At 51.4% G+C, this 25644-nt stretch carries 28 protein-coding genes and 1 pseudogene; 13 read left to right on the top strand and 16 right to left on the bottom strand.

Annotated features, from left to right (window positions below; genetic code table 11):
• Nucleotides 1-75: 75 nt before the first annotated feature.
• On the bottom strand, nt 76-1281 hold the full coding sequence (gene punC / locus OGY08_RS16810; RefSeq protein WP_032943314.1) for a purine nucleoside transporter PunC: 1206 nt from the start codon (nt 1279-1281) through the stop codon (nt 76-78).
• A 112-nt stretch (nt 1282-1393) separates the two neighbouring features.
• Here punC and punR point away from each other — a divergent pair, with 112 nt between their 5' ends.
• Entirely contained in the window at nt 1394-2326 is a 933-nt protein-coding gene (punR, locus tag OGY08_RS16805) for a DNA-binding transcriptional activator PunR (RefSeq protein ID WP_125363534.1), read from the top strand.
• Here the strand turns inward: punR and purR are convergent.
• Nucleotides 2323-3348 (bottom strand): HTH-type transcriptional repressor PurR, encoded by a 1026-nt coding sequence (gene purR, locus OGY08_RS16800; protein WP_003832757.1) that lies wholly within the window; start codon nt 3346-3348, stop codon nt 2323-2325. The genes punR and purR overlap by 4 nt on opposite strands.
• Before the next feature lie 297 nt (nt 3349-3645).
• Between purR and cydH the strand changes: the two genes are divergently transcribed.
• Entirely contained in the window at nt 3646-3735 is a 90-nt protein-coding gene (cydH, locus tag OGY08_RS16795; RefSeq protein WP_003029209.1) for a cytochrome bd-I accessory subunit CydH, read from the top strand.
• Between the two features lie 174 nt (nt 3736-3909).
• A complete protein-coding gene (locus OGY08_RS16790; protein ID WP_125363533.1) occupies nt 3910-5079 on the top strand; it encodes an MFS transporter in 1170 nt (389 codons plus the stop codon).
• A 39-nt stretch (nt 5080-5118) separates the two neighbouring features.
• Here OGY08_RS16790 and sodB read toward each other — a convergent pair whose 3' ends face one another.
• Complete coding sequence (gene sodB / locus OGY08_RS16785) at nt 5119-5700, bottom strand: superoxide dismutase [Fe] (protein WP_003029205.1); 582 nt, start codon at nt 5698-5700, stop codon at nt 5119-5121.
• A gap of 127 nt (nt 5701-5827) precedes the next feature.
• A complete protein-coding gene (locus OGY08_RS16780) occupies nt 5828-6658 on the bottom strand; it encodes a C40 family peptidase (protein WP_003832759.1) in 831 nt (276 codons plus the stop codon).
• 334 nt (nt 6659-6992) lie between these two features.
• Between OGY08_RS16780 and grxD the strand changes: the two genes are divergently transcribed.
• Nucleotides 6993-7340, top strand: a complete 348-nt coding sequence (gene grxD / locus OGY08_RS16775) for a monothiol glutaredoxin 4 (RefSeq protein ID WP_003832760.1) — start codon at nt 6993-6995, stop codon at nt 7338-7340.
• Nucleotides 7341-7393: 53 nt separating this feature from the next.
• On the opposite strand, the gene rnt is transcribed toward grxD, so the two are convergent.
• From rnt to OGY08_RS16755, 4 genes are all read right to left on the bottom strand, one after another.
• Nucleotides 7394-8041, bottom strand: a complete 648-nt coding sequence (gene rnt / locus OGY08_RS16770) for a ribonuclease T (RefSeq protein WP_003029200.1) — start codon at nt 8039-8041, stop codon at nt 7394-7396.
• A 95-nt stretch (nt 8042-8136) separates the two neighbouring features.
• Nucleotides 8137-8544, bottom strand: a complete 408-nt coding sequence (gloA, locus tag OGY08_RS16765; RefSeq protein WP_003832762.1) for a lactoylglutathione lyase — start codon at nt 8542-8544, stop codon at nt 8137-8139.
• Between the two features lie 97 nt (nt 8545-8641).
• Entirely contained in the window at nt 8642-9739 is a 1098-nt protein-coding gene (locus OGY08_RS16760) for an alkene reductase (protein WP_032943320.1), read from the bottom strand.
• 54 nt (nt 9740-9793) lie between these two features.
• Nucleotides 9794-10393, bottom strand: a complete 600-nt coding sequence (locus OGY08_RS16755) for a TetR/AcrR family transcriptional regulator (RefSeq protein WP_125363532.1) — start codon at nt 10391-10393, stop codon at nt 9794-9796.
• 101 nt (nt 10394-10494) lie between these two features.
• Between OGY08_RS16755 and OGY08_RS16750 the strand changes: the two genes are divergently transcribed.
• From OGY08_RS16750 to sodC, 3 genes are all read left to right on the top strand, one after another.
• Nucleotides 10495-10734 carry a DUF1289 domain-containing protein gene (locus OGY08_RS16750; protein ID WP_003832768.1) on the top strand — a complete coding sequence of 80 codons (240 nt, stop codon included), beginning with the start codon at nt 10495-10497 and terminating at the stop codon, nt 10732-10734.
• A 49-nt stretch (nt 10735-10783) separates the two neighbouring features.
• Complete coding sequence (locus tag OGY08_RS16745; RefSeq protein WP_125363531.1) at nt 10784-11680, top strand: aldo/keto reductase; 897 nt, start codon at nt 10784-10786, stop codon at nt 11678-11680.
• An 81-nt stretch (nt 11681-11761) separates the two neighbouring features.
• On the top strand, nt 11762-12286 hold the full coding sequence (gene sodC / locus OGY08_RS16740; RefSeq protein ID WP_125363530.1) for a superoxide dismutase [Cu-Zn] SodC: 525 nt from the start codon (nt 11762-11764) through the stop codon (nt 12284-12286).
• On the opposite strand, the pseudogene OGY08_RS16735 reads toward sodC, so the two are convergent.
• The 3 genes and pseudogenes from OGY08_RS16735 to OGY08_RS16725 all read right to left on the bottom strand — a co-directional run bounded on the left by OGY08_RS16735 (nt 12262) and on the right by OGY08_RS16725 (nt 15401).
• A pseudogene (locus OGY08_RS16735) lies at nt 12262-14302 on the bottom strand (FUSC family protein). The gene sodC and the pseudogene OGY08_RS16735 sit on opposite strands and share 25 nt — an antisense overlap.
• A complete protein-coding gene (locus OGY08_RS16730) occupies nt 14299-15162 on the bottom strand; it encodes an efflux RND transporter periplasmic adaptor subunit (protein WP_219013526.1) in 864 nt (287 codons plus the stop codon). The pseudogene OGY08_RS16735 and the gene OGY08_RS16730 overlap by 4 nt, the downstream one beginning before the upstream one ends.
• 2 nt (nt 15163-15164) lie before the next feature.
• Nucleotides 15165-15401: a DUF1656 domain-containing protein gene (locus OGY08_RS16725; protein ID WP_003029180.1), complete on the bottom strand. Its 237-nt coding sequence runs from the start codon at nt 15399-15401 to the stop codon at nt 15165-15167.
• Nucleotides 15402-15593: 192 nt separating this feature from the next.
• Between OGY08_RS16725 and slyA the strand changes: the two genes are divergently transcribed.
• A complete protein-coding gene (slyA, locus tag OGY08_RS16720) occupies nt 15594-16034 on the top strand; it encodes a transcriptional regulator SlyA (protein WP_008784672.1) in 441 nt (146 codons plus the stop codon).
• Between the two features lie 46 nt (nt 16035-16080).
• On the opposite strand, the gene slyB is transcribed toward slyA, so the two are convergent.
• Entirely contained in the window at nt 16081-16548 is a 468-nt protein-coding gene (slyB, locus tag OGY08_RS16715; RefSeq protein ID WP_003029175.1) for an outer membrane lipoprotein SlyB, read from the bottom strand.
• A gap of 274 nt (nt 16549-16822) precedes the next feature.
• On the opposite strand from slyB, the gene anmK reads away from it, so the two are divergent.
• The 5 genes from anmK to pdxY all read left to right on the top strand — a co-directional run bounded on the left by anmK (nt 16823) and on the right by pdxY (nt 21403).
• A complete protein-coding gene (gene anmK, locus OGY08_RS16710) occupies nt 16823-17944 on the top strand; it encodes an anhydro-N-acetylmuramic acid kinase (RefSeq protein WP_125363527.1) in 1122 nt (373 codons plus the stop codon).
• An 87-nt stretch (nt 17945-18031) separates the two neighbouring features.
• Complete coding sequence (mliC, locus tag OGY08_RS16705) at nt 18032-18361, top strand: C-type lysozyme inhibitor (protein WP_003029170.1); 330 nt, start codon at nt 18032-18034, stop codon at nt 18359-18361.
• A gap of 59 nt (nt 18362-18420) precedes the next feature.
• Nucleotides 18421-19077 carry a pyridoxamine 5'-phosphate oxidase gene (gene pdxH / locus OGY08_RS16700; protein ID WP_003029169.1) on the top strand — a complete coding sequence of 219 codons (657 nt, stop codon included), beginning with the start codon at nt 18421-18423 and terminating at the stop codon, nt 19075-19077.
• A 126-nt stretch (nt 19078-19203) separates the two neighbouring features.
• Complete coding sequence (gene tyrS / locus OGY08_RS16695; protein ID WP_020996426.1) at nt 19204-20478, top strand: tyrosine--tRNA ligase; 1275 nt, start codon at nt 19204-19206, stop codon at nt 20476-20478.
• Between the two features lie 64 nt (nt 20479-20542).
• The gene (gene pdxY / locus OGY08_RS16690) at nt 20543-21403 is read left to right on the top strand and encodes a pyridoxal kinase PdxY (RefSeq protein ID WP_079933982.1); all 861 of its coding nucleotides are present in this window, start codon (nt 20543-20545) and stop codon (nt 21401-21403) included.
• Nucleotides 21404-21486: 83 nt separating this feature from the next.
• Here the strand turns inward: pdxY and gstA are convergent, their stop codons facing one another.
• The 4 genes from gstA to OGY08_RS16670 form a co-directional block, all read right to left on the bottom strand.
• Complete coding sequence (gene gstA, locus OGY08_RS16685) at nt 21487-22092, bottom strand: glutathione transferase GstA (RefSeq protein ID WP_003832787.1); 606 nt, start codon at nt 22090-22092, stop codon at nt 21487-21489.
• Between the two features lie 104 nt (nt 22093-22196).
• The gene (gene dtpA / locus OGY08_RS16680) at nt 22197-23702 is read right to left on the bottom strand and encodes a dipeptide/tripeptide permease DtpA (RefSeq protein WP_020996425.1); all 1506 of its coding nucleotides are present in this window, start codon (nt 23700-23702) and stop codon (nt 22197-22199) included.
• A 613-nt stretch (nt 23703-24315) separates the two neighbouring features.
• The gene (gene nth, locus OGY08_RS16675; RefSeq protein ID WP_003029161.1) at nt 24316-24951 is read right to left on the bottom strand and encodes an endonuclease III; all 636 of its coding nucleotides are present in this window, start codon (nt 24949-24951) and stop codon (nt 24316-24318) included.
• Entirely contained in the window at nt 24951-25643 is a 693-nt protein-coding gene (locus OGY08_RS16670; RefSeq protein WP_008784678.1) for an electron transport complex subunit E, read from the bottom strand. The genes nth and OGY08_RS16670 overlap by 1 nt, the downstream gene beginning before the upstream one ends.
• Between the last annotated feature and the right edge of the window lies 1 nt (nt 25644).

The following is a 25644-nucleotide window of genomic DNA, read 5'->3' as shown; positions in this document are numbered from 1 at the left end:
AATCAGTATATGCCTGAATTTTTGACGATTCAACTAATAATTGTTAGCGGGCTAACTAAATGCCCGCAACCATTATTAGTGCGACTCTCCGTGGGCAACTTGCGCACGATCATCTGTTTGCGGGGCGTCAGTTTTCTGCGACTGCATTTTGTAACCCACAGCAGCCAGCAATACTGTTGTCAGCATAACGCTGGTGGTGGTGAGCAGTGGGGTGGCAATCAACCAGGAAACGACAAGGCTTGCCAGGAAGCATAAACCCAGTTGCAGCGTATTCTGCAATGCGGCTGCGCGTCCCGTGGCCTGTGGGAAAGGGCGTAATGCCTGCGCGACAACGATAGGGTAGATTGCGCCGTTCGCAATCGCCATAACGCAGAATGGGATCAGGATTTCAGCCAATGCAACATGATGAATAAAGCCGGTCGCCCAGGTGCCTACAACGCTGAAGGCATACAGAATGAGTAACCAGGGCAGCAGCTGACGACCCTGCCATTTTTGCAGCGCTGCACGACAGCCGTAACCACCAATTAAGAAGGCGATAGTTTGCGGAACATAGCTCAGACCAATTACCGCTGGGCTATAACCCATTTCGCTGAGGATGAACGGGGAACCTGTCAGCCATGCGAAAAAGCTCGCGGAACAGGCGGCATAAATCAGCACGTTTCCACGGTAAGTTTTCGAGCGCAGCAAGGTAGCGAAAGTCAGTTTATCCTGGCTGTCATCGCGCGCTTTAGCCGTTGGCTTGAGACGCAGAGCCGGAAGCATCAGAATCAGAGTAATGGCAAACAGAGTGGCAAAAATGGCCTGCCAGGAAAAATGTACCAGGATCCAACTGCCTAATAGCGGGGCGAGTGCAGGAGATAACCCGACCAGCGGCATAATAGTGGCAAAGATGCGGTTTACTTTTTGTGAAGGATAATAATCGGTAACCAGCGCTTGCCAGATAACCGATGCCGCACAGACGCCAACGGCCTGAACAAATCGCAGTACCAGCAGACCAGTGGCGTTTTCAACCCATAGCATGCCCAGACTACCCAGTGCGAAGATAGATAAACCCAGCAGCAAAATAGGCTTGCGACCATAGTGGTCAGAAAGCGGCCCCCACAGCAGTTGCGCGACGGCAAACCCCGCTAAGAACAAGCTCAGGCTGGCGCTGACGGCAGATGCAGGTGTTTGCAGATCGGACTGAATAGCAGCAAAGGCAGGTAGATACATATCCGTTGCCAGAAAACCGAGCACGCTAAGACCTGCCAGCCAGACTAAAAACCCTTTCCCAGGTTGCATCATCATTTCTCTTTTTTAGCAGTAGAACAATGCCGCTGAGTGTAGTGAGTGTAATTCTCGCTGTGAAACGCTAATATTTGCTTACTGATTTCAAATTTTTTGCAGGCAGAATATGTGGTCGGAATATTCACTTGAAGTGGTTGATGCGGTTGCGCGTAACGGCAGTTTTAGTTCGGCCGCGCAGGAGCTGCACCGTGTACCTTCGGCGATAAGCTACACCGTACGCCAGCTGGAAGAATGGCTAGCGGTGCCACTTTTTGAGCGACGCCATCGGGATGTGGAATTAACGCCTGCCGGGGCATGGTTTTTAAAAGAAGGCCGCTCTGTTATCAAAAAAATGCAGATCACGCGCCAGCAATGTCAGCAAATTGCCAACGGCTGGCGCGGACAGCTGGCGATCGCCGTCGATAACATTGTCCGCCCGGATCGTACCCGACAGATGATCGTGGATTTCTACCGTCACTTTGATGATGTGGAGTTGTTAGTTTTTCAGGAAGTGTTTAACGGCGTGTGGGACGCACTGTCTGATGGGCGTGTGGAGCTGGCCATCGGGGCCACACAGGCCATTCCGGTCGGGGGGCGCTATACCTTCCGCGATATGGGAATGCTGAGCTGGAGCTGCGTGGTAGCCAGTCATCACCCACTGGCGTCAATGCCCGGACCGTTAAGTGATGACACGTTGCGCAACTGGCCGTCACTGGTGCGCGAAGATACCTCCCGAACATTGCCGAAGCGTATTACCTGGCTGCTGGACAACCAAAAGCGCGTCGTCGTGCCGGATTGGGAATCCTCTGCGACCTGTTTGTCCGCGGGATTGTGTGTGGGCATGGTACCGACGCATTTTGCCAAGCCGTGGATCGATAGTGGTAAATGGGTTGCACTGCAACTGGAGAACCCCTTTCCTGATGCCGCATGTTGTCTGACATGGCAGCAGAACGATACGTCACCAGCATTGAGTTGGCTGCTGGACTATTTAGGGGATAGTGAAACGTTGAACAAGGAATGGCTGCGGGAGCCAGATGAGACTCCCGCACAACAGGCTTAACGGCGGTAATCGCGGAACGGACCGTCGGCAACGGAGCGACGCTCAACCAGGCGCGGATGCACCTCGATAGACTGTGACTCTTCACGTTTATTCACGATACGGTCTAACAGCATGTTGAAGGCCGTTTCACCCAGTGAATCCTTCGGCTGGTGAATGGTCGTCAAGGCCGGCGTGAAGAAGCGGGCGTTGCGCACGTTGTCGTAGCCGATGAGTGAGACATCCTGCGGTACGCGCAGCCCCATTTCGTCAGCGGCGCACAGCGCACCCATTGCCATAATATCGCCACCGCAGAAGACAGCGGTCGGACGATGTGACTGCGACAGAATTTGCTGCATGGCACGATAGCCGGATTCAGGCTCAAAATCGCCCTGGACAATCCAGTTTTCAGGCACTTTAATCAGCGCTTCTTCCATCGCTTTCATAAAGCCAGCCAGACGCCCAGCCCCGGTGTTACGTTCCATTGGGCCAGGGATCACGCCAATCTCACGATGACCGCGCTCTACCAGATACCGGCCCGCCATGTAACCGCCCTCGAAGGCGTTATCAATGACCGTATCAGTAAAGTCGGCTTTTGCTTCGCCCCAGTCCATGACGACCATCGGGATATGGCGATACTCTTCGAGCATAGAAAGCAGCGACTCCGGATACTCAGAACACATCACCAGCAGACCATCAACGCGCTTTTGCGCCATCATCGACAGATAAGCCTGCTGTTTTTCGAGACTGTTCCATGCGTTACCCAGGATCAGGGTATAGCCTTTCTGGAAACAGTTTTTCTCAACGGCTTCGATAATTTCGGCGAAATAGGCCGCTTCGCTGCTGGTCGCCAGCAAGCCGATAGACTTGGTGTGATTTACCTTCAGGCTACGGGCAACTGCGCTCGGAGAATAGTGCAGTTCTTTGATTGCTGCCCAGACAGCATTACGTGTTTCTTCCGCGACAAAGCGCGTCTTGTTAATTACGTGTGATACGGTTGTAGTGGAAACGTTTGCTCGCTTCGCTACATCTTTAATTGTTGCCATTACATCTCACTCCAGACCATATCCTAAGCTCCTGAGAATACTCCAGGTAAACGTTTGCCTTTACACACCCTTATCGCAACGTAAGGGTTGCGGCACGCCGGGAAAACGACACGGAACGTCAGGAAGGGGTCAATGGCCGGTACGCTAATCAAGTAAGCGTGGAATTTTGTCTGATCTTAACGAAAAGGGGAAGAGTTAAAAGCAGTTATCAATATAAATCGTGAGAGATTTTTGCTTTCAAGTGTGTAAAAATGCGCAATATCACTTTTTGTGTGGGAATAAAAAGGAGAAAACTTGATGAGCACCGATCTGAAATTTTCGTTAGTGACTACCATTATTGTTCTGGGATTGATCGTCGCGGGTGGTCTGACCGCAGCGCTGCATTGATTTCCCCGAGGGAGTTAGCTCTCCCTCATCCCTTCGACTCGTTTTTCCCCTCTATTGTTTGCGAATAAGCAAAAGTCTTTTGCAGTTTTGTTAACTTTATTAATTTTGCGATCAATGTCATGCTTTTGACTCTTATTTATGTCGTGCCGCGGCTCGACGATACGGAGTCGAAATATGAAAATCAATTACCCTTTACTGGCGCTGGCAATCGGGGCGTTTGGTATTGGCACCACCGAGTTTTCGCCAATGGGGTTATTGCCCGTCATTGCCAAAGGTGTGGACGTCTCGATTCCGGCGGCTGGCATGCTGATCAGCGCTTATGCGGTAGGTGTGATGGTAGGTGCACCGCTGATGACATTGCTGCTGTCTCATCGTGCGCGACGTAATGCTTTGATATTCCTGATGGCGATTTTCACGCTGGGTAATGTGCTTTCGGCTATCTCGCCGGATTACACCACGCTGATGCTATCGCGTATTTTGACCAGTCTTAACCATGGAGCCTTTTTTGGTCTCGGTTCTGTGGTTGCAGCCAGTGTGGTACCCAAACATAAGCAGGCTAGCGCCGTGGCAACGATGTTTATGGGGTTAACCATCGCCAATATTGGCGGCGTTCCGGCGGCGACCTGGCTTGGTGAAACCATCGGCTGGCGCATGTCGTTTATGGCCACTGCAGGGCTGGGTGTCATTGCGATGGTCAGCCTGTTCTTCTCATTACCCAAGGGTGGAGCAGGAGAGCGCCCGGATGTCCGCAGCGAACTGGCGGTGTTGATGCGCCCACAGGTGCTGTCGGCGTTACTGACTACCGTACTGGGTGCTGGGGCGATGTTCACGCTGTATACCTACATCTCGCCGGTTCTGCATACTATCACTCATGCTACACCGGCATTTGTTACCGGGATGCTGGTGTTGATAGGCGTTGGCTTCTCGATCGGTAACTATTTTGGCGGCAAACTGGCTGACCGTTCAGTCAACGGTACGCTGAAAGGCTTTTTACTGCTGCTGATGGTTATTATGCTGGCCATTCCTTTCCTTGCGCGTAATGAGCTGGGAGCGGCGGCCAGTATGGTGGTCTGGGGCGCGGCGACGTTTGCGGTCGTTCCACCGTTGCAGATGCGTGTGATGCGCGTTGCCAGCGAAGCGCCTGGATTGTCATCGTCAGTCAATATTGGCGCGTTTAACCTGGGGAATGCGTTAGGTGCGGCAGCCGGTGGGGCGGTGATATCTGGCGGCCTGGGCTACAGTTTTGTACCGGTGATGGGGGCGATTGTGGCGGGTCTTGCGCTGCTACTGGTGTTCATTTCCGCAAGAAGACAGCCTGAAGAGGCTTTCACTACCGCGAATTAATGCAAAAACGCAGAAGGAAGTCCTTCTGCGTTATCTTTTTTATGCTGCGAAGTTCTTCGCAACAAATTCCCAGTTCACCAGCGCCCAGAAATGTTCCAGGTAGCCAGGACGGGCATTGCGATAATCGATGTAGTAGGCGTGTTCCCATACGTCAACGGTCATCAGCGGCGTCGCGTCGGTAGTCAGCGGAGTACCTGCGTTGGAGGTGGAGACGATAGCCAGTTTGCCATCCGTTCCTTTTACCAGCCAGGTCCAGCCAGAACCGAAGTTTTTGATAGCGGCATCGGTGAACTGCGCTTTGAAATCTGCAAAGCTGCCAAAGGAGGCGGCAATTGCATCAGCCAGTTTACCGGTCGGTTCACCACCTGCGTTTGGTGCCAGGCAGTTCCAGTAGAACGTGTGGTTCCATACTTGTGCTGCGTTATTGAATACACCGCCTTCAGAGCTACGAACGATCTCTTCCAGTGATTTGCCTTCAAACGCCGTGCCTTTAATCAGATTGTTCAGATTGGTCACGTAGGTTTGATGGTGTTTGCCATAGTGATATTCCAGCGTTTCGGCAGAAATGTGCGGTGCCAGAGCATCTTTGGCATACGGTAATGCAGGTAATTCAAACGACATTGCTTCTCTCCTTATTATTTATATTGAGTACACACAATAGCCTCATTGTGAGTAAGGATAGGGTAGCAAATTGAAAGGTTATGCAAAAGAAGAACTTACCCTACAGCATGTTCTGTAGGGTAAGTTTTTAGCGAATTGTTTTTGGCGTCATTACCCGACGAGCGCCCACATAGTGGCGCTGCCAGTAATCTTCGCTCAGAGAGGTGATTTGAATTTCCTGCCCGCTGCGCGGTGACTGAATAAACTTACCGTTGCCGACGTAGACGCCGACGTGATCGGCTGTTCCGCGACCCTGGGTACGAAAGAATACCAGATCACCATTTTTCAGCTCGCCACGTTCAATTGGTGCGGCATCACGCAGATGGTACATTTCATTCGCGGTACGCGGAATGCGGAACTTCACCAGATCTTTATAGGCGTAATAAACCAGACCGCTGCAGTCAAACCCGGTTCTTGGCGAGGAGCCGCCCCAACGATAAGGTTTACCGATTTGGTTCATCAAGGTGGACATAGCGGTTTTAGTCGCTTTCTGCACTTTCACTTTATGTGCGTCAGCAAGCGTAGTCGGTGCAGTGGTTTTCACCTTCACGCAGCGTGGTTTATGACCTTTGCGGGGTGTGCATTTTTCCGTCCAGGTAACGGCTGCGGTTTGTGCTGCGGCAGTTTTACCACGGCGATTTGCAGTTTTAGTCGACTTTGCCGGAGTGGCAGTGCGTTTTTTAGAAGAGGAAGCGGTTTTGGTGCTGGTTTTGCTGGTGGTTTTTGTCGCCGTTTTCTTACTGGTCTTTGTTGTTTTTTGGCTGGTTGTTGCGCTTTTCTTTTTATCTACCGTTTTGATGGTGTGAGAATTGGTAGGTGTCGTCCTGGCCTGCTTGGAAGCATGAGCCATAGGCGTAAAGGGCAGTGTAGTAAAAAGTAAAGCACAGAGCGTGATCGAGATTCGGTTTATCCGCGCCACTGAGCACTCCTCTGGTAAGGCAGGTCTATCGTGCCTGCGAGTGATTTTCAAAACTTGACGATTCTAATCTATAGAAAGAGGGAAAGTTAATAGCTTTTTTAGTTTAAAACTGCGTTTCGTAACCGACCGCAAAAAAAAACAGCAAATAGAGATAGAATTGGTGAACAGATAATCAAATCCACATGTTTGAAGGGGATAAGTGAGATTGTGAATGCAACTTTTAGCGTCAGGGGATAAAATAATAACGCGTAATGAAAATGTTATTTTCCGTTGCCTGTCTGACCCGTTACAATGTCAGACTACTGCCGTAAAAGAAGTTTAAGGAAGCAAGATAATGAGCACCACTATCGAAAAAATCCAGCGCCAGATCGCTGAAAACCCGATTCTCCTGTACATGAAAGGTTCCCCTAAACTGCCAAGCTGCGGTTTCTCCGCACAGGCTGTGCAGGCGCTGTCAGCCTGTGGTGAACGCTTTGCTTATGTTGATATTCTGCAGAACCCGGATATTCGCGCCGAACTGCCGAAATACGCAAACTGGCCAACTTTCCCACAGCTGTGGGTTGATGGTGAGCTGGTTGGCGGTTGTGACATTCTGATCGAAATGTACCAGCGCGGTGAGTTGCAGCAGCTGATTAAAGAAACAGCAGCGAAATACAAAACCGAAGAGCCGGACGCTGAGTAATACCAGCAGAAGTAAAAAAGCGACCTGAAATGGTCGCTTTTTTTATGTTGCCGTTACGCTTCTTCAGGCACGGGAAGAGGCCAACCGCCGAGACGTTTCCAGCGGTTAACGATTTCGCAAAACAGCACGGCCGTGCGTTCGGTGTCATACAGCGCCGAGTGCGCCTGATTCCCGTCAAACTCCATTCCCGCCGCCAGGCACGCTTTTGACAACACCGTCTGCCCCAGAGACAGACCGCTTAATGCCGCCGTATCAAAGGTTACAAATGGGTGGAACGGATTACGTTTGAGCGAGGCGCGTTCTGCTGCAGCCATCATGAAACTGTGGTCGAACGTAGCGTTATGCGCCACCATGATTGCCCGATTGCAGCCGCTGTCTTTAATGCCTTTACGCACCATTTTGAAGATGGCATGCAGAGCATCATATTCGCTGACCGCACCGCGTAGCGGATTGTTAGGGTCAATACCGTTAAAGGCGAGCGCTTCCGGTTGCAAATTGGCACCTTCAAACGGCTCTACGTGGAAATGTAACGTTGTGTCCGGCATCAGCCAGCCTTGTTCATCCATTTTCAGTGTGATGGCGGCAATCTCAAGCAGCGCATCGGTTTTGGCATTGAACCCTGCGGTTTCGACATCAATGACGACAGGATAAAAACCACGAAAACGGTCACACAGACCGGAAAGTTGAGCGTTATCGGACATCTGGGTCTCTTAATACGGGAAAATTGCAGCGCGTATTATGGCAAAATGATGAGTATAAAACTATGGGCACAGACGATCTGCGCCCGAGGGGGAGATTAATCGCCCAGGCCGCGCCCGGCGTCTTTCTCTTCGATCAGCTCAATTTTGTAGCCGTCCGGATCTTCAACGAACGCAATCACTGTGGTGCCGCCTTTTACTGGACCTGCTTCACGCGTTACGTTACCGCCATTCTGGCGAATACGTTCACAGGCTTCAGCCGCGTTGTCTACGCTCAGGGCGATATGGCCATAGGCAGTACCCAGATCATACTTGTCGACACCCCAGTTATAGGTCAGTTCGATTACTGCTTCACTGGTTTCAGGACCGTAGCCGACAAAAGCCAGAGAGTACTTGTATTCAGGGTTTTCGCTGGTACGCAACAGCTTCATGCCCAGCACGTTGGTATAAAACTCGATGGAACGCTGCAGGTCACCCACGCGCAGCATGGTATGGAGTAAACGCATCTTTTTCCCCTTCGAAAATGGCTAATACATTCAAAATGTTGTTTTAGTATAGCGGCGTTGTTACGCCGCTATCAATGGCAGAACGGAGATTGTGACGTTAGAGGGTAGGATAGTCGGTGTAACCTTCCGCGCCGCCGCCGTAGAAACTCTCGGCACGTTGCGGATTCAGTTCTGCTTTGCGTTGCAGACGCGCCACCAGATCCGGGTTAGCAATATAGGCGCGACCAAAAGCAACGGCGTCGATCAGACCTTTCTCGATCAGCGCTTCTGCTTTTTCTGGGGTGTAAGCACCAGCACCAATGATAGGGCCGTGGAAGCGCGCGCGAACTTTTTCGCGGAACGCATCGGAATACGGCTCGCCACCGGCCCAGTCCGGCTCAGACATGTGCAGGTAAGCGATTCCGCGCTTGCCCAATTGTTCAATCAGATACAGCGCATCGGCTTCTTCGTTTGGACCATTGTCTACGTTCTGGAAAGTGCCAATCGGGGAGACGCGAATACCAATGCGATCGGCACCCCATTCTTTAATACCGGCGTCAACCACTTCCAGCACCAGACGCGCACGATTTTCGACGCTGCCACCGTATTGATCGGTACGCTGGTTAGACGTTGGCGACAGGAACTGGTGCAGCAGGTAGCCGTGGGCAGAGTGCAGTTCAACCATATCGAAACCCGCTTCGCGCGCATTGGCTATCGCCTGACGGAAGTCATTAACGATGCCCGGAATCTCTTCAGTTTCCAGCGCACGTGGCATTGAGGTATCGGCACGCGTTGCCAGGCCGTTTTCATCGCGCAGCGAGGTGCGGGTTCCAGCGCTAATCGCGGAAGGTGCAACTGGAGCTTGACCGTTTGGCTGCAGACTGGCGTGAGAGATGCGTCCGGTGTGCCACAACTGGACAGCAATATGACCTTGCTCAGCGTGTACGGCAGCAGTGATTTTCTTCCATGCGGCAATTTGCGCTTCGCTATGTAAGCCGGGTGCTCCGGCATAGCCTTTCGCCTGGGCGGAAATCTGCGTCGCTTCGCTGATGATAAGACCCGCGCTGGCGCGTTGACGGTAATACTCGGCCATCAACGGAGTAGGGATGTCGCCAGGCTCAATACTGCGCAGACGCGTCAGTGGCGCCATAAATACGCGGTTTGCTGCCGTAATGGCACCCACTTTCAGTGGGGAAAACAGTTTTTCAGATGACATGTGGCACTCCTGAATAGACCGGTCGTCTAGTAATAAAGAAAATAAAAACGCCTGTTAAACGACAGGCGTTGTGATGATGTTTTTAACGTGCGTCAGCGCATTTTCCAGCGGAGTGGCGCTACGAGAAATCTTGGCCTGCAGATTTGCGCCAAGCCACAGCGCATACAGTACCTGCGCCTGCTGTAACGGCTCGCCAACAAAAGACAGACAATGGCTGGTCTGACCTTTCTCCAGCGCCTGCGCTAACAGCACAATAATGTGCCGCGCGCCTTTATCCATCGCTGTGCGCATATCTTCTGACAGATCGCACACTTCGGCAGACAGTTTTACAGTTAAACAGCCGCTAATAATGCCGTGCTGGCTAAACTGGTTCAGGGTTTCCTGATAGTAGGCCAGAATGCGATCGCGGTAGTTTCCCGCTCCCGTATCAAAGTGCGTAGCCAGTCGCCGATGATAGGCCGCATAGTGGCGTTCCAGCATCGCGACACCGAACGCTTCTTTAGAGCGAAAGTAATGATAAAACGAACCTTTGGGTACTTCAGCGGTTTTCAGTAGTTCGCTTAACCCCATGCCGGTGAAGCCGCGCTGCATACACAGCAGTTCGCCAGTCGCCAGCAGATGTTCGCGTGTATCGTGTTCAGTGATTTTGTTCATGGGAAGGAGTGTAATAGACCAGTCGGTCTAATGCAATAGCGCTTGCGAGAAATTCAGTTAACGTCTTCAATAGGTATATCAATCTTATTAAAGGAGGGGATGTGGCCGAACAGCTGGAGTTTTTCCCCGTCCAGAGCCCATGCCGTGGAATATGTCAGTCTGACGAACGCGGCTTTTGCCGTGGCTGTTTTCGCAGTCGGGATGAGCGTTTTAACTGGCAAAAGATGAGCGATACCCAAAAGCAGGAAGTGCTGCGGCTTTGTCGTCAGCGCCTGATGCGTAAATTACGTGCAAACAAAGCCAACCCTTCGGAAGAACCGCAACAACCTTCACTCTTTTAAAAGCGTAATTGCGTATACTCGAGGCACATTCACTTATAAGGAAGCTGCTATGGTTCAGCGTATTACTATTGCGCCGCAAGGCCCGGAATTTTCTCGCTTTGTGATGGGGTACTGGCGCCTGATGGACTGGAATATGTCCGCGCGCCAGCTAGTCAGCTTTATTGAAGAGCATCTGGATCTTGGCGTGACCACCGTCGATCACGCCGATATTTACGGTGGATACCAGTGTGAAGCGGCGTTTGGTGAGGCAATGAAACTGGCCCCGCATTTGCGTGAAAAAATGCAGATTGTGACCAAATGCGGGATCGCGACGACGGCGCGCACGGAAAATGCGCTGGGGCACTACATCACCGACAGTGCACATATTATTGCCAGTGCGGAAGAGTCGCTGAAGCTGCTGGCGACCGATCATATTGATCTGCTGCTGATCCACCGTCCCGATCCGCTTATGGATGCTGACGATGTCGCCGATGCTTTTAAAAAATTGCACCATAGTGGCAAAGTGCGTCACTTTGGCGTCTCCAACTTCACCCCGGCACAGTTCTCATTGCTGCAATCGCGTCTGCCGTTTACTCTGGCGACCAACCAGGTAGAAATTTCACCAGTACATCAGCCGCTCCTGTTGGATGGTACTTTAGATCAACTGCAACAGCTGCGCATTCGCCCGATGGCCTGGTCCTGTCTCGGCGGTGGTCGCCTGTTTAATGATGATGCTTTCCAGCCTTTACGTAATGAGCTTGCCGTGATCGCAGAAGAGTTGAATGCGCAATCTATTGAGCAGGTGGTATACGCCTGGATTTTACGTCTGCCGTCTCAGCCGCTGCCGATTATTGGCTCAGGAAAAATAGAGCGTGTACGTGCTGCCATTGAGTCTGAGTCGCTGAACATGTCTCGCCAGCAATGGTTCCGCATTCGTAAAGCGGCGCTGGGTTACGACGTACCCTAATCGCGTTTTTGGCGCATCTCCGTTCAAAATTGTGTCACTGGTTTACACTTAACAATCAGACACCTTTTGGACGGAGGTCTTATGAAGCGTTTGAGTTTGGCCATCATCACTCTACTCGCCTGTGCAGGTGCGCAGGCTGCCAGTGAAGAAAAAGTGACGATGAATCTGGTCACGTCGCAAGGCGTCGGCCAGGCGATTGGTACGGTCACTATTGCTGAAACCGCAAAGGGGCTGAAGTTTACGCCCGATTTGAAAGCGTTGCCGCCAGGTGAACATGGCTTCCATGTGCATATGAACGGCAGTTGCCAACCCGCGATTAAAGAAGGGAAAGCCTCAGCCGCAGAATCGGCTGGTGGCCATTACGATCCGCATCAAACCGGTAAACATGAAGGCCCGGAAGGTGCAGGTCATATGGGCGACCTGCCGCTATTGGTGGTGAATAACGACGGTAACGCCACAACGTCGGTCGTTGCACCGCGGCTGAAAACGATCGATGAGGTCAAAGGCAAAGCGCTGATGATCCATGTGGGCGGCGATAATATGTCCGATCAACCGAAACCGCTTGGCGGTGGCGGAGCGCGCTACGCCTGTGGTGTTATCAAATAATCAACGACTGAGAGTGCCCGGCGGCGGCGCCTGTTCGAGTTGTGAAAGCGAGCAGTGTAGCCGCCAGACCAGTGCCGACAGTTCCTGCGCAGCGGGTTGATGATGGTGGGCAAGCGTATCGCAGATGCGCTGTAGCTCATTCAGCGTGGCATTAAGTGGTCGTTGCTGGACGCCACGTTCGCTCATTACATCGCGTAGCAGCGAGATACACACGTCCCTGACGCGAGCCAGCGGATCGGAACGCGCCTCCCAGGTGCGCAGTTGCCACACCACATGCGAGCAGTTCAGTAAAACGACCCCCCAACGTAATAACCAGCGTCGCGCCAGCGCATCCTGACTGTTGCTGAGCTGGCTGACGTGATGATAGGTCAGCGATTCAAATTCGTTTTCACTCAGTGATGGATGTCGGCTGAGCTGATCGACAAAATCCCGGCGCAGGGCGCGAATATGGCGGCGACTTTTCCGTGCATCCGATCCGGGGCGCAGAATGGCGAAGGCCAGCCATGACAGCGCCACGCCGGTGATTTTCGCCATATTGTCATTCAGGAAATCAGCAAAATCATATACCGGCGGATTGGTCACCGCGATAAACGAACCCATAAATACAATCAGTTGCCCCCAAAGACCTGCCAGGGCAGGCATTTGTAGCTTCAACAGTTGCATGGTGGCGAGTAGTGGGAAGAGAAAGAGAATAAACTGCCAGAGGTCGGAAATTTGCACCATCAGGCCAAACTTAACCACAAAGCTAAATAGCGACAGTAGAACCAGCGTACGCATCAGCAAAGAAAGCGACTTGAACGGTGTGGCAACGGCGGAATACAGCACACTGCTGATCGCGGCGAGCGTGAGTGCGCCAGAGCCTGATTCCCATTGTGCACCAATGCTCCATGCGCCGATAAGCATCAAAGTGCAGAACGTACGCAACCCGCTCCAGATAGCTTCCGCATTATCGGTATGACGGGCAAGTCCCGGCGTGCGGGCGATATTAATACGCTCGGCGGTAACACCATTTTCCAGTAAATGCAGATAATGACTGCTGCGCAGGTAGAGCCGACAAAAATAACGCAGTCGTTGCCAGAAGGCGACGTGTCGATAGTCGCGGGCATCGACGGGCCGCAGTGGGGCAATTATACGTGCGACGGTGTAGCTATTCGCATTGGATTTTATTAGTTCGCTGAGCAACTGCTCGATGATTTCCCGTGTGTTGGACGGCGGATTAGGCCAGTTCAGCAGCATCCTGCGCAGACTGGAAATCACGCTGGTCATCCGTAACTGCTGGTGCAACAGCGAATTGAGCAAAGCATTCTGGCGACGAAAGCGGTAATGACTCCAGAAAGCCTGAATACGCAGCAGGTTCATGGTCAGAATCTGCCCGATAACACCTTCATGGGCTGTGCGAATGGCATCCGTGGTTTCTGGTTGCCAGAGTAGGCTGGCATGTTCCAGTAAACGTGAATGCATGTTTTTCAATGCAGCCAGTAACGTGGTGCCATCGGAGGTGCTGGGCAGGATCATCATCATCACGCCGCCACACAGGATACCGACGATGACTTCACACACGCGTGCCTGCGCGATATCCCATAACTGCGTAATTTCCACGGTATTGACCATGGGAAAAGCAATGATCGCCGCCGTATAACCCGCCAGTTGAAAGGCGTAGGCAACGTTATTGGTGAAGTGCGCGCATGCCCAGGTACAAAAACCGATCCACACTGACATGCTCAGCAAAAACAGCCACGGCTCATTGAGAGTATGACCGGCAATAATCAGTGCGGCGGTGGCTCCCAGTAGGCTACCCGCCACGCGACCCAGACTTTTGCTGATAACCCCTCCAACGGTGGGAAAACTAACCACCGCCGCAGAGGTCATCGCCCAGTAGGGCTCATCCAGATTCAGATAATAAGCAAAAGTTAACGCCAGGCACATCGCAATGGTGTTACGCAGCGCATAACGCCACTGTGCCGCCGTGGCTTTAAACCACGGCAAATTGCCTGGTGTCAGGCGGGGCAGTTTCATTTACGCTGGCCGATGGATACGCTGCAGGTTGTACCTGACACCAGCGTGACATCCCGCGGCAGGGCGTCGAATTCGATGCGTACCGGGACACGCTGCGCCAGACGCACCCACGGCACGTTGGGTTTGATGTCGGGAATCAGGCCGGAATCACTTTCCACACTTTGATCGTAGATGGCACGGCCAATACTGGAAACGTGACCCTGTAACTTTACATTGCCGCTGTAGAGTGTAATCGTCGCAGGTGCGCCTTCTCGAATATGGCGCAATTTGGTTTCTTCAAAATATCCCATCACATAAAAAGAGTGACTGTCGACAAGGGCAAACAGGGGCTTACCGGTTGAGGCGTAATCACCGGTACGGGTAGACAGGTTTGTGACCCAACCCGCCACGGGGGCTTTGACCACCGTTTGCGTCAGTTGCCACTGGGCCTGGCGCAAACTGGCCTCAGCCGCTTCAACGCTTGCCTGCATGGCTTTCACGTTGAGATTTGCGGTATCCAGATCCTCGGCTGAGATGTAATTTTGCGATAAATGACGGCGGCGGTTGGCTTCGTTATTGGCTTTCGCCAGGTCAGACTGCGCTTTTGCCAGTTGCGCTTGCGCATTCAGTTCAGCAATGTGAAATGGCGTCTTGTCGATAATAAAAAGGACATCGCCTTTATTCACAAACTGGTTATCTTTTATATAGAGTTCGCTAATGCTACCTGACACCTGCGGCGTGATGCTGACCTGCTCAGCACGTACTTTGCCATCACGTGTCCAGGGCGATTGCATATAGTAATTCCACATCCACCATCCGGCGAAAACTGCGATTGCAGCGACTATAATAGTTGAGAAGTATTTAATGGTTTTAAGCGACATAATCACCACGCTATCAGCATAACAAAGGCCAGACATACGCAAAGCGTAAAGAGTGACAGATCCATTAGCAGGGGATGCCAGATTTCGCCGGAGTAAATCCAGTCGCGCAGCAGGCGATGAACAACCAGCCAGAGAATAAATCCTGCTACAATCGCCTTGAAAACAGGAGGGAAGTAGACAGATGCGCCGATCATTAAATCTTGTAGGGGCAATCCTGTTGCATTAAACATAAACTTCACGGGCAAAATCCTTGACGGAAGAGAGCATTGCTATAGGTTTAGCAAAAAAGAGACAATGAGTCTCCGTAACGCATAATGTCTGAAAAAATGTCAGCCGGTAAGCAAATTTGGCAATACATTTGTTTTGGGAATACAAATGCTGCACACTATTCTAAAATCAGCACAATAACTTAGCAAGCTAATTATAAGGAGATGAAATTGGAATCGCCATTAGGTTCTGATCTGGCACGGTTGGTGCGCATTTGGCGTGCTCTGATTGACCATCGCCTGAAACCTCTGGAGTTGACGCAGACGCATTGGGTTACGCTGCACAACATTCATCAGTTGCCGCCGGATCAATCGCAGATTCAGTTGGCTAAAGCGATTGGCATCGAGCAGCCTTCGTTGGTACGTACGCTTGACCAGTTGGAAGAAAAGGGACTCATTTCACGACAGACTTGCGCCAGCGATCGTCGAGCTAAGAGAATTAAACTGACAGAGAAGGCTGAGCCGCTGATCGCTGATATGGAAGCGGTGATCAACAAAACACGTGGAGAAATTCTGGAAGGGATTTCAGCTGAGGAAATTGATCTGCTGATTAAGCTGGTTGCCAAACTCGAACACAATATTATTGAACTGCAGTCACAAGGTTGAAACGATAAGTTACGTGTGGCCAGAGCCTGACCACACGTGAATTCGATTAGCGTGGAGACACGGTAACCTGGCTGCCGTTGTTAGCCATAACAACGCGCTGGCCGGCTGAAAACTTGGTCGCACCCTGTTTCTGAACCACCATGATGGTATTACCATCATCCTTACGGATTTCCAGTTCCACACCCTGGGTTTTATTCATCGCACCTTGTACGCCTTGACCCGCTACGCCACCGGCAACTGCACCTGCCGCTGTGGCTAATGAACGACCCGTACCGCCGCCGACGGTGTTACCAAGGAACCCGCCGAGTACCGCACCACCAATAGCACCAATCACGTTTGCGTCATCGCCACCCTGGATTTGCACCGGACGAACATGAACAATCGTACCGTAGGTAACGTTCTGAACTTGTTTCGCTTCGGATGCGGTATATACGTCGCCTGAAAGGCTGTCATTGTTAACGCAACCCGCTAAAGATACGCCCATTAATGAAACAATCAGCACACGTTTAATCATTTACAAATCTCCTTTGTCACCACGAAACGCTAATAAAGCACCCTTCATGGCTAAATTATATGGCATTTGTGAGCCTAAGGTCACATGTTCTACTGGAACAATATGAAAATCTTAACCGAAATCGGATCAACCGAGTATAAACGAATCATTCATGTAATTGATGTAATTAAACGATCATTGTAATGATTAGCCACCAAAAATCATTAAGGAAGCATGGCATTAGTCGACACTTTATGGTTGAGTGTCAAGGCTAATTTGCTTAAAAGGATGACCTATGAAATCGGGCCGTTTTATCGGTGTAATGTCTGGAACCAGCCTTGATGGCGTCGATGTTGTGCTGGCGACAATAGATGAAACGATGGTTGCGCAGCAGGCGAGTCTGACCTGGCCCATCCCCATCCATGTTAAACAAGCGATTCTGGATATCTGCCAGGGGCAGCAGCTTACACTTTCTCAGTTTGGTCAGTTAGATGCACAGCTCGGTTATCTATTTGCTGAGGCGGTGAATGCGCTGTTGGCGCAAGAAAAATTGAAACCGCAGGATATCATTGCGATTGGTTGCCACGGGCAAACCGTGTGGCATGAACCGAACGGTGCTGCGCCGCACACGCTGCAAATTGGTGATAACAACCAGATTGTCGCGCGTACCGAGATAACCGTAGTCGGCGATTTTCGTCGACGTGATATCGCCCTCGGCGGGCAGGGTGCACCGCTCGTTCCCGCGTTTCACCAGGCACTTCTGGCACATCCAACGGAACGGCGAATGGTGTTAAACATCGGCGGGATTGCCAATCTGTCTCTGCTTATTCCGCAACAACCCGTTCGCGGATACGACACCGGGCCGGGCAATATGCTGATGGATGCATGGATCTGGCGGCAATGTGGCCAGCCCTACGACAAAGATGCGCAGTGGGCCATTTCAGGAACGGTGATCCTGCCGTTGCTGCAGAATATGCTTAACGACCCTTATTTTTCCGCGCCTGCGCCGAAAAGCACCGGTCGTGAGTATTTTAATTACGGCTGGATAGAGCGTCATCTGGCGCAGTTTCCGGGGATTAGCCCACGAGATGTGCAGGCGACGCTTGCCGAACTGACGGCAGTAACCATTTCAGAGCAGGTCTTATTAAGCGGCGGCTGTGATCGACTCATGGTATGTGGTGGTGGCAGTCGTAATCCACTGCTGATGATGCGTCTGGCGGCATTATTACCGGGTACAGAGGTTACCTCTACCGATGAAGCCGGGATCAGCGGTGATGATATGGAAGCGTTAGCCTTTGCCTGGCTGGCGTGGCGAACGCTGGCCGGATTACCGGGAAATTTACCTTCTGTGACGGGGGCGTCAGAGCCGAGTGTTTTAGGGGCAATTTATCCTGCCAATCCGCGAACTCAGAGTTAACTGAAATTATTCAGCGCGGTGTGCCGGTAAACTAAGGATATTAGGGAGGGTGCCATTACCCTCCAGGACCAGGAAAGTCTTCAGGATATGGCTATGAAAAAACTGTTGTTAGTGTGTCTGCCCGTACTGCTTAGCGGTTGTAGTGTGTACAACCAATTTGTCGAGCGTATGCAAACGGATACGCTTGAATACCGCTGCGACGAAAAACCGCTGACCGTGAAGCTGAACAATACCCGCCAGACGGCAAGCTTTGTTTATGATAATCAGCTATTGAACCTCAAACAGGGCGTGTCGGCATCAGGTGCACGTTATACCGATGGTATCTACGTATTTTGGTCTAAAGGCGACGAGGCAACGGTCTATAAACGAGACAGAATTGTGCTAAATAACTGTCAGTTACAGAACCCGAAGCGTTGAGATTTTCACCTGGGCGGCGCACAATAGCGTCACCCACTGACAATCCGTAGCCCAACATCATGTCTGATAACGACGAATTGCAGCAAATCGCGCATCTGCGCCGTGAATACACGAAAGGCGGTCTTCGCCGCCGCGATCTTCCCGCCGAACCCCTTGCGCTGTTTGAGCGCTGGCTGGGGCAAGCCTGTGATGCCAAACTGGCCGATCCCACCGCAATGGTCGTTGCGACCGTCGATGAAAATGGTCAGCCGTATCAGCGCATCGTGTTACTCAAGCATTATGATGACAAAGGGCTGGTGTTCTATACCAACCTTGGTAGCCGTAAGGCGCATCAGATCGAGAAAAATCCACGCATCAGCCTTTTATTTCCCTGGCATACGCTGGAACGGCAGGTGATGGTGATCGGCAAGGCAGAGCGTCTTTCCACACTCGAAGTGGTGAAATACTTCCACAGTCGCCCGCGCGACAGTCAGATTGGCGCCTGGGTCTCAAAACAATCCAGTCGAATCTCCGCGCGCGGTATTCTCGAAAGCAAATTCCTCGAACTGAAGCAGAAGTTTCAGCAAGGGGAAGTTCCTCTGCCCAGTTTCTGGGGCGGCTTTCGCGTGAGTATTGAACAAATGGAGTTCTGGCAGGGCGGTGAAAACCGTCTGCACGATCGTTTTTTATACCAACGCGAAGATAACGCGTGGAAAATTGATCGTCTGGCCCCCTAAAGATGCAAATTTCTTGTTTTAAGCGCTGGTGCTGAACAATCCGGCGCTTTATTCTATGTTTCTTTCGCATCAGGCGAAAAGTCGTGTACCGGCAAAGGTGCAGTCGTTTTATACATGGAGATTTTGATGGCAAGCAGTAACTTGATTAAACAATTGCAAGAGCGGGGGCTGGTGGCCCAGGTGACGGACGAGGAAGCGTTAGCAGAGCGACTGGCGCAAGGCCCGATCGCGCTCTATTGCGGCTTCGATCCTACCGCTGACAGCTTGCATTTGGGGCATCTGGTTCCATTGTTATGCCTGAAACGCTTCCAGCAGGCAGGCCATAAGCCTGTTGCACTGGTAGGTGGCGCAACCGGTCTGATTGGTGACCCGAGCTTTAAAGCCGCCGAGCGTAAACTGAATACCGAAGACACCGTGCAGGAGTGGGTGGATAAAATCCGCAAACAGGTTGCACCGTTCCTCGATTTCGACTGTGGCGACAACTCGGCGATTGCTGCGAACAACTACGACTGGTTTGGCGGTATGAACGTACTGACTTTCCTGCGTGATATCGGCAAACACTTCTCCGTTAACCAGATGATCAACAAAGAAGCGGTTAAGCAGCGTCTGAACCGTGACGATCAGGGGATCTCCTTTACCGAGTTTTCTTACAACCTGCTGCAGGGTTATGACTTTGCCTGCCTGAACAAACTGCACGGCGTGGCACTGCAGATTGGTGGTTCTGACCAGTGGGGTAACATTACTTCTGGTATCGATTTAACCCGTCGTTTGCACCAGAATCAGGTGTTTGGTCTGACCGTTCCGCTGATCACTAAAGCTGATGGCACCAAATTCGGTAAGACGGAAGGCGGCGCAGTGTGGCTGGATCCGAAGAAAACCAGTCCGTACAAATTCTACCAGTTCTGGATCAACACCGCCGATGCGGACGTTTATCGCTTCCTGAAATTCTTCACTTTCATGGACATTGAAGAAATCAATGCGCTGGAAGAAGAAGATAAAAACAGCGGTAAAGCGCCGCGTGCCCAGTATGTTCTGGCCGAACAGGTTACGCGTCTGGTTCACGGTGAAGAAGGTCTGGTCGCGGCAAAACGCATTACCGAAAGCTTGTTCAACGGCAATCTCAGCGATTTGAGTGAAGCAGATTTCGAACAGCTGGCGCAGGATGGTGTGCCGATGATCGAGATGGACAAAGGTGCCGATTTGATGCAGGCGCTGGTGGACTCCGAGCTGCAACCTTCTCGCGGTCAGGCACGTAAGACCATTGCGTCAAACGCGGTAACCATCAACGGTGAGAAGCAGTCCGATCCGGAATATTTCTTCCAGGATAGTGATATCCTGTTCGGGCGCTATACCTTACTGCGCCGTGGCAAGAAGAACTATTGTCTGATTTGCTGGAAGTAAGATTGAGTTAGCAGGGGCGTGGGAAACTACGCCCCTTTATTTTTTCAGGGTTGTGGTAAGTAAAATGAAGAATATCCTCGCCATCCAGTCCCACGTTGTTTTTGGTCATGCGGGCAACAGTGCAGCAGAATTTCCGATGCGTCGTCTTGGCGCAAATGTCTGGCCGCTGAATACCGTTCAGTTTTCAAACCACACGCAGTATGGCAAATGGACCGGTTGCGTTATGCCGCCGAGCCACCTGACTGAAATTGTTCAGGGCATTGCTGATATTGATAAACTCCAGACCTGTGACGCAGTACTGAGCGGCTATCTTGGTTCAGCAGAACAGGGCGAGCATATTCTGGGTATTGTTCGCAAGGTAAAAGCGGCAAACCCGCAGGCAAAATACTTTTGCGATCCGGTGATGGGACACCCTGAAAAGGGGTGTATTGTTGCACCCGGAGTGGCGGAATTTCATGTACGCCATGCGCTTCCGGCCAGTGACATTATTGCCCCAAATCTGGTTGAGCTCGAAATTCTGTGCGAGCATGCGGTGAACAATGTCGACGAGGCCGTTGCAGCAGCGCGAGAACTGATCGCTCAGGGACCTGAAATTGTACTGGTGAAGCATCTGGCACGCGCAGGTATCAGCACCGACCGTTTCGAAATGCTGCTGGTCACCGCTGAACAGGCGTGGCATATCAGTCGCCCATTAGTCGATTTTGGCGCACGTCAACCGGTTGGTGTGGGTGATGTGACGAGTGGCTTGTTGCTGGTGAAACTGCTGCAGGGCGCGTCTTTACAGCAGGCGCTTGAGCATGTGACTGCGGCGGTGTACGAAGTGATGATCACTACCAAAGAGATGCACGAGTATGAGCTACAGGTCGTGGCCGCGCAGGACCGTATCGCCATGCCTGAACACTACTTTAGCGCAACGCAGCTGTAATCGATGCCCGATGGCGCTCACGCTTATCGGGCATATTTTTAGCTGTAGGCCGGGTATGTGCAAGTGCCACCCGGCAACAACAATTAATTTAACCCTTCTGCTTTCAGCGCAGCGGCAACCGCCGGGCGTTCAGCCATTCGCGCCATATAGGCATCAATATTACTTAATCCTGCCATATTCAGCTTAACCGCATAGGCCCAACGCAGTACGGTAAACAGATAGGCATCGGCGATGCTGAAGCGCGGGCCGCAGATCCATTGGTTATCTTTCAGCGAGTCGTTCACATACTGCATTTTTTTCTCCAGCAGCGCACGAACGGTTGGCTTAAAGTCTTCCGGCGTATCGGGACGGAACAGTGGCGTAAAGCCTTTATGCAGTTCAGTCGCAATGTAGTTAAGCCATTCGATGGTTTTGTAACGGGAGAGGCTGCTGGTAGGGGCAAGGAGCTGGCGGTCTGGCACGCTGTCCGCCAGGTATTGCATGATGGCGACACCTTCGGTAAGTAGCGTACCGTCATCCAGCAGCAGTGCAGGAACTTGCCCTTTTGGGTTTACCGCGAAAAAATCATCGCCATTTTCCAGACGTTTCTTCATCAGATCAACACCATCCAGCGTGAAATCTTTACCGCTCTCACGAAGTGTGATGTGGGAAGCGAGAGAACAAGCGCCCGGTTTGTAGAACAGTTTCATCGGTAACTCCTTTTGGCTGAGGTATATCGTATGGTAGTGCTACCTCAGGCAAAAAAAAAGCCGCTAACAACAGTTAGCGGCCTGAAAATGAGTTTCCCTGAGAATTACGCTGTCGCGGCCTTAGAGGCTTTCTCATTGACGTCATCGTCCTGAGTCATACGGTTCAGTTTCGGAGCCGTCAGCAGCATCAGAACAGCGATAACAGCCGTTGCGACACCAATCTGCAGGAACACACGACCGTAGACTTCAAGGGACATCAGCGGGTCAGTCACGTTCTCTGGTACAGCCATCATGTTAGCGACGTAGCCACCGATGATGTTTGCACCGGCAGTGGTCAGGAACCAGCTACCCATGATGAAGCCCATCAGGCGTTGTGGAACTAACTGTGCCACCATTGCCAGACCCAGACCGGAGATCATCAGCTCACCGATACTTTGCAGACCGTAGCAGATAATCAGCCAGTTAACGGAAACGATGCCCGCATCGGTAGCGAATTTCGCGCCCAGTGGCAGGATCAGGAACGCACCGGAACACAGCACCATACCAATCGCAAACTTGGTCGGCATTGGCAGGGTATCGCCCATCTTGTTATAGATAGCAGCGAGGATTGGGCTACCAATGATGATCCAGAACGGGTTCAGTGCCTGGTACTGTTCAGGTTCGAAAGCAATGCCAAGAATAGAGTGCTCAACGTTACGAATCGCAAAGAAGTTCAGTGAGGTCGGCATCTGGCTGTACAGCACGAAGAAGATAATCGCTTCCAGCATCAGGATGAAGGCGACGATCATTTTGCGACGCGCAGCACCGTGCATGGTGAAGGCTTCTTTACCGAAGATGAAGACGATACCCAGCGCAATGACACCCAGAACCATACGTGCGATCTGCTGGTTGTGCAGCAACCAGGTTGCAATCGCGATCAGTACCACAACGCCAGCAATGGTCAGCAGCAGGTTACGGAAGTTGATCGGTTCAAAGTCAGGTTTAGAACCGTACTGTTTAACCCAGCGCTGACAGAATGCGAAGTTAACAACGGTAATCAGCATACCCACGACGCTCAGAGCGAACGCGGTGCTCCAGCCGTAGCGCGCAGCCAACCACGGTGTTGCCAGCATAGAGAAGAATGAACCGATGTTGACGGACATGTAGTACATGGTAAATGCACCATCAAGACGCGGGTCATCTTTGGCATAGCAGGTAGAGAGCAGGGAGGATGGGTTTGCTTTAAACAGGCCGTTACCGACCGCGATGGCCGCCATGCCCATATAAACGATACCCGCATCGTGACCGGACCATGCTACCAACGCATAACCGATGGCCAGCACAACGGCACCCAGCATAATGACACGTTTTGTTCCCAGAACTTTGTCACCTAACCAGCCGCCAATGGCAACCAGACCGTACACCAGGGCGCTAAAGGACGAGAAAAGGGTGATGGAATCCGCTTCTGACATACCCAGCTGTTTAACCAGGTAGACGGCCATAATCCCTTGCAGGCCGTAATAACCAAAACGTTCCCACAGCTCAATAGAGAAAATGAGATAGAACGCTTTTGGTTGTTTGAAGGCGTTTAAACTTACGCTTTCTGTTGGTTTATTGTTTGCAGTAGACACTTTTACCTCTTTTTTTACATCCCATATCAACGGGGGTGTTCAGGTACGTGATGAGTCAAGTTCATCCGTCCGATTGTTATAGTGGGAGGGGAAACGGCAAGTAATGTTCACTATCTTGACCATTCAGACAAGTGGTTTGTAATAATCTGTTACATATATCATGACTGGTGAAATCGTCGGGGCTGTGAAATGTTATCTAGCGTTAAATTTCTTCATTTCTAAAATGGCAGATTTTTACACTGTTTAATCACCGCCATAACCGCAATGTGGCGATATGTTCTGCTATTTAAGGTTGAATCCAGTGATATAGGCCATTATCTGAAAAATAGGCAGTGTAATGTTTTGTTTAGAAACTGTGCAGTTAGGTCATCTAATTGTCACCTTAACTAAAAAATAAAAATTTATTAACATTGTGTTAGCTGGATGATCTGGATCACGTATAGATAGAAATTTCTTTTGCTAAAAAAACGATTAACCTGCTCAGGTGTTAATTAACAAGAATATTGCATTAGATATGAGCAATTGAATGGCATCATTGTCGGGAAAATAAACGCAGGGGAGTGCATAACTAATCGTTATGTATGTAAGGGGCTAGGAGGATGCCCCGGCAGCATTAGATATCGACTTTCTCTTTGAATTCGCAGAGATCTTCAATAATACAGGAACCACAGCGCGGCTTTCTGGCGATGCAGGTGTAGCGGCCATGAAGAATTAACCAGTGATGGCAATCGACTTTAAATTCACTGGGTACGACTTTCAGCAGCTTCTCTTCAACCTGCTCGACGTTTTTACCCGGGGCGAATTGCGTGCGATTACAGACACGAAAAATGTGGGTATCTACAGCGATAGTGGGCCAACCAAAGGCGGTATTTAACACCACATTAGCCGTCTTCCGCCCAACTCCGGGGAGAGCTTCTAACGCAGCACGGTCTTCTGGCACTTCACCATTATGTTGTTCCAGCAGAATGCGGCAGGTTTTAATTACGTTTTCCGCTTTGCTGTTAAACAAACCGATTGTCTTGATGTAGGACTTAACACCTTCAACGCCGAGCTCCAGCATCGCAGCAGGCGTATTGGCGACGGGGTATAGCTTAGCCGTCGCTTTATTGACGCTGACATCGGTCGCTTGTGCGGAGAGCAAGACCGAAATCAACAGTTCAAACGGCGATGTAAAATTGAGCTCGGTTGTCGGATGCGGGTTGTTATCCCGCAGACGCGTCAGGATTTCCAGACGTTTTGCTTTGTTCATTACGCATTCCCTGTTTCACCCGCGGGACTGTCCACGACAGCCGCCTCGGCACGACGTTTCTTCATTTTCTCATCAATCAGATACTTCACTGCCAGCATCAGACCCAGGCCAATAAACGCGCCCGGTGGCAGCATGGCCAGCAGAAACGGCGTATCAGTATGGAAGATCTCAACGCGCAAGACTTTGGCCCAGCTACCCAATAAACCGTCTGCACCATCAAACAGTGTACCGTTACCAATTATTTCACGCAGCGAGCCCAGAACAAACATGGCACCTGTTGCGCCCATGCCGATGGAGAAACCATCAAGTGCGGATAGCGCAGGGCCCTTTTTGGCGGCGAATGCCTCTGCACGACCAACAACAATACAGTTGGTCACAATCAGCGGGATGAAGATGCCCAGAGACTGATACAGGCCGAAGGCGTAGGCATTGATCAACATCTGTACTGCACTCACCACGGAGGCGATGATCATGACATAAATCGGAATACGAATTTCTGGCGGTGTCCAGCGGCGAAGGGCTGAAATTGTCAGGTTGGTCAGCGTTAGGACGAGCGTAGTCGCAAGTCCAAGCCCCAGCGCGTTCGTGGCGGTAGAGGTGACGGCCAACAGCGGACACATCCCGAGTAGTTGCACAAGCGCGGAGTTATTTTTCCATAACCCCTGGACAATCACGTCTTTAATTTCGCTCATG

The sequence above is a fragment of the Citrobacter sp. Cpo069 genome (assembly GCF_030332785.1).
In the GTDB taxonomy this organism is placed as follows: Bacteria; Pseudomonadota; Gammaproteobacteria; order Enterobacterales; family Enterobacteriaceae; genus Citrobacter; species Citrobacter portucalensis.
This window is presented reverse-complemented; position numbering and strand designations above follow the sequence as displayed.

Bases quoted from the DNA above. Each gene is read 5' to 3' on its own strand.
- rnt (WP_003029200.1), bottom strand. From the start codon at position 8,041: ATGTCCGATAACGCTCAACTTTCCGGTCTGTGTGACCGTTTTCGTGGT.
- mliC (WP_003029170.1), top strand. From the start codon at position 18,032: ATGGCTATGAAAAAACTGTTGTTAGTGTGTCTGCCCGTACTGCTTAGC.
- pdxY (WP_079933982.1), top strand. From the start codon at position 20,543: ATGAAGAATATCCTCGCCATCCAGTCCCACGTTGTTTTTGGTCATGCG.
- gstA (WP_003832787.1), bottom strand. From the start codon at position 22,092: ATGAAACTGTTCTACAAACCGGGCGCTTGTTCTCTCGCTTCCCACATC.
- pdxH (WP_003029169.1), top strand. From the start codon at position 18,421: ATGTCTGATAACGACGAATTGCAGCAAATCGCGCATCTGCGCCGTGAA.
- OGY08_RS16790 (WP_125363533.1), top strand. From the start codon at position 3,910: ATGAAAATCAATTACCCTTTACTGGCGCTGGCAATCGGGGCGTTTGGT.
- sodC (WP_125363530.1), top strand. From the start codon at position 11,762: ATGAAGCGTTTGAGTTTGGCCATCATCACTCTACTCGCCTGTGCAGGT.
- OGY08_RS16730 (WP_219013526.1), bottom strand. From the start codon at position 15,162: ATGTCGCTTAAAACCATTAAATACTTCTCAACTATTATAGTCGCTGCA.
- purR (WP_003832757.1), bottom strand. From the start codon at position 3,348: ATGGCAACAATTAAAGATGTAGCGAAGCGAGCAAACGTTTCCACTACA.
- slyA (WP_008784672.1), top strand. From the start codon at position 15,594: ATGAAATTGGAATCGCCATTAGGTTCTGATCTGGCACGGTTGGTGCGC.
- nth (WP_003029161.1), bottom strand. From the start codon at position 24,951: ATGAACAAAGCAAAACGTCTGGAAATCCTGACGCGTCTGCGGGATAAC.
- grxD (WP_003832760.1), top strand. From the start codon at position 6,993: ATGAGCACCACTATCGAAAAAATCCAGCGCCAGATCGCTGAAAACCCG.
- cydH (WP_003029209.1), top strand. From the start codon at position 3,646: ATGAGCACCGATCTGAAATTTTCGTTAGTGACTACCATTATTGTTCTG.
- gloA (WP_003832762.1), bottom strand. From the start codon at position 8,544: ATGCGTTTACTCCATACCATGCTGCGCGTGGGTGACCTGCAGCGTTCC.
- punR (WP_125363534.1), top strand. From the start codon at position 1,394: ATGTGGTCGGAATATTCACTTGAAGTGGTTGATGCGGTTGCGCGTAAC.
- anmK (WP_125363527.1), top strand. From the start codon at position 16,823: ATGAAATCGGGCCGTTTTATCGGTGTAATGTCTGGAACCAGCCTTGAT.
- OGY08_RS16670 (WP_008784678.1), bottom strand. From the start codon at position 25,643: ATGAGCGAAATTAAAGACGTGATTGTCCAGGGGTTATGGAAAAATAAC.
- OGY08_RS16755 (WP_125363532.1), bottom strand. From the start codon at position 10,393: ATGAACAAAATCACTGAACACGATACACGCGAACATCTGCTGGCGACT.
- OGY08_RS16760 (WP_032943320.1), bottom strand. From the start codon at position 9,739: ATGTCATCTGAAAAACTGTTTTCCCCACTGAAAGTGGGTGCCATTACG.
- punC (WP_032943314.1), bottom strand. From the start codon at position 1,281: ATGCAACCTGGGAAAGGGTTTTTAGTCTGGCTGGCAGGTCTTAGCGTG.
- sodB (WP_003029205.1), bottom strand. From the start codon at position 5,700: ATGTCGTTTGAATTACCTGCATTACCGTATGCCAAAGATGCTCTGGCA.
- tyrS (WP_020996426.1), top strand. From the start codon at position 19,204: ATGGCAAGCAGTAACTTGATTAAACAATTGCAAGAGCGGGGGCTGGTG.
- slyB (WP_003029175.1), bottom strand. From the start codon at position 16,548: ATGATTAAACGTGTGCTGATTGTTTCATTAATGGGCGTATCTTTAGCG.
- OGY08_RS16745 (WP_125363531.1), top strand. From the start codon at position 10,784: ATGGTTCAGCGTATTACTATTGCGCCGCAAGGCCCGGAATTTTCTCGC.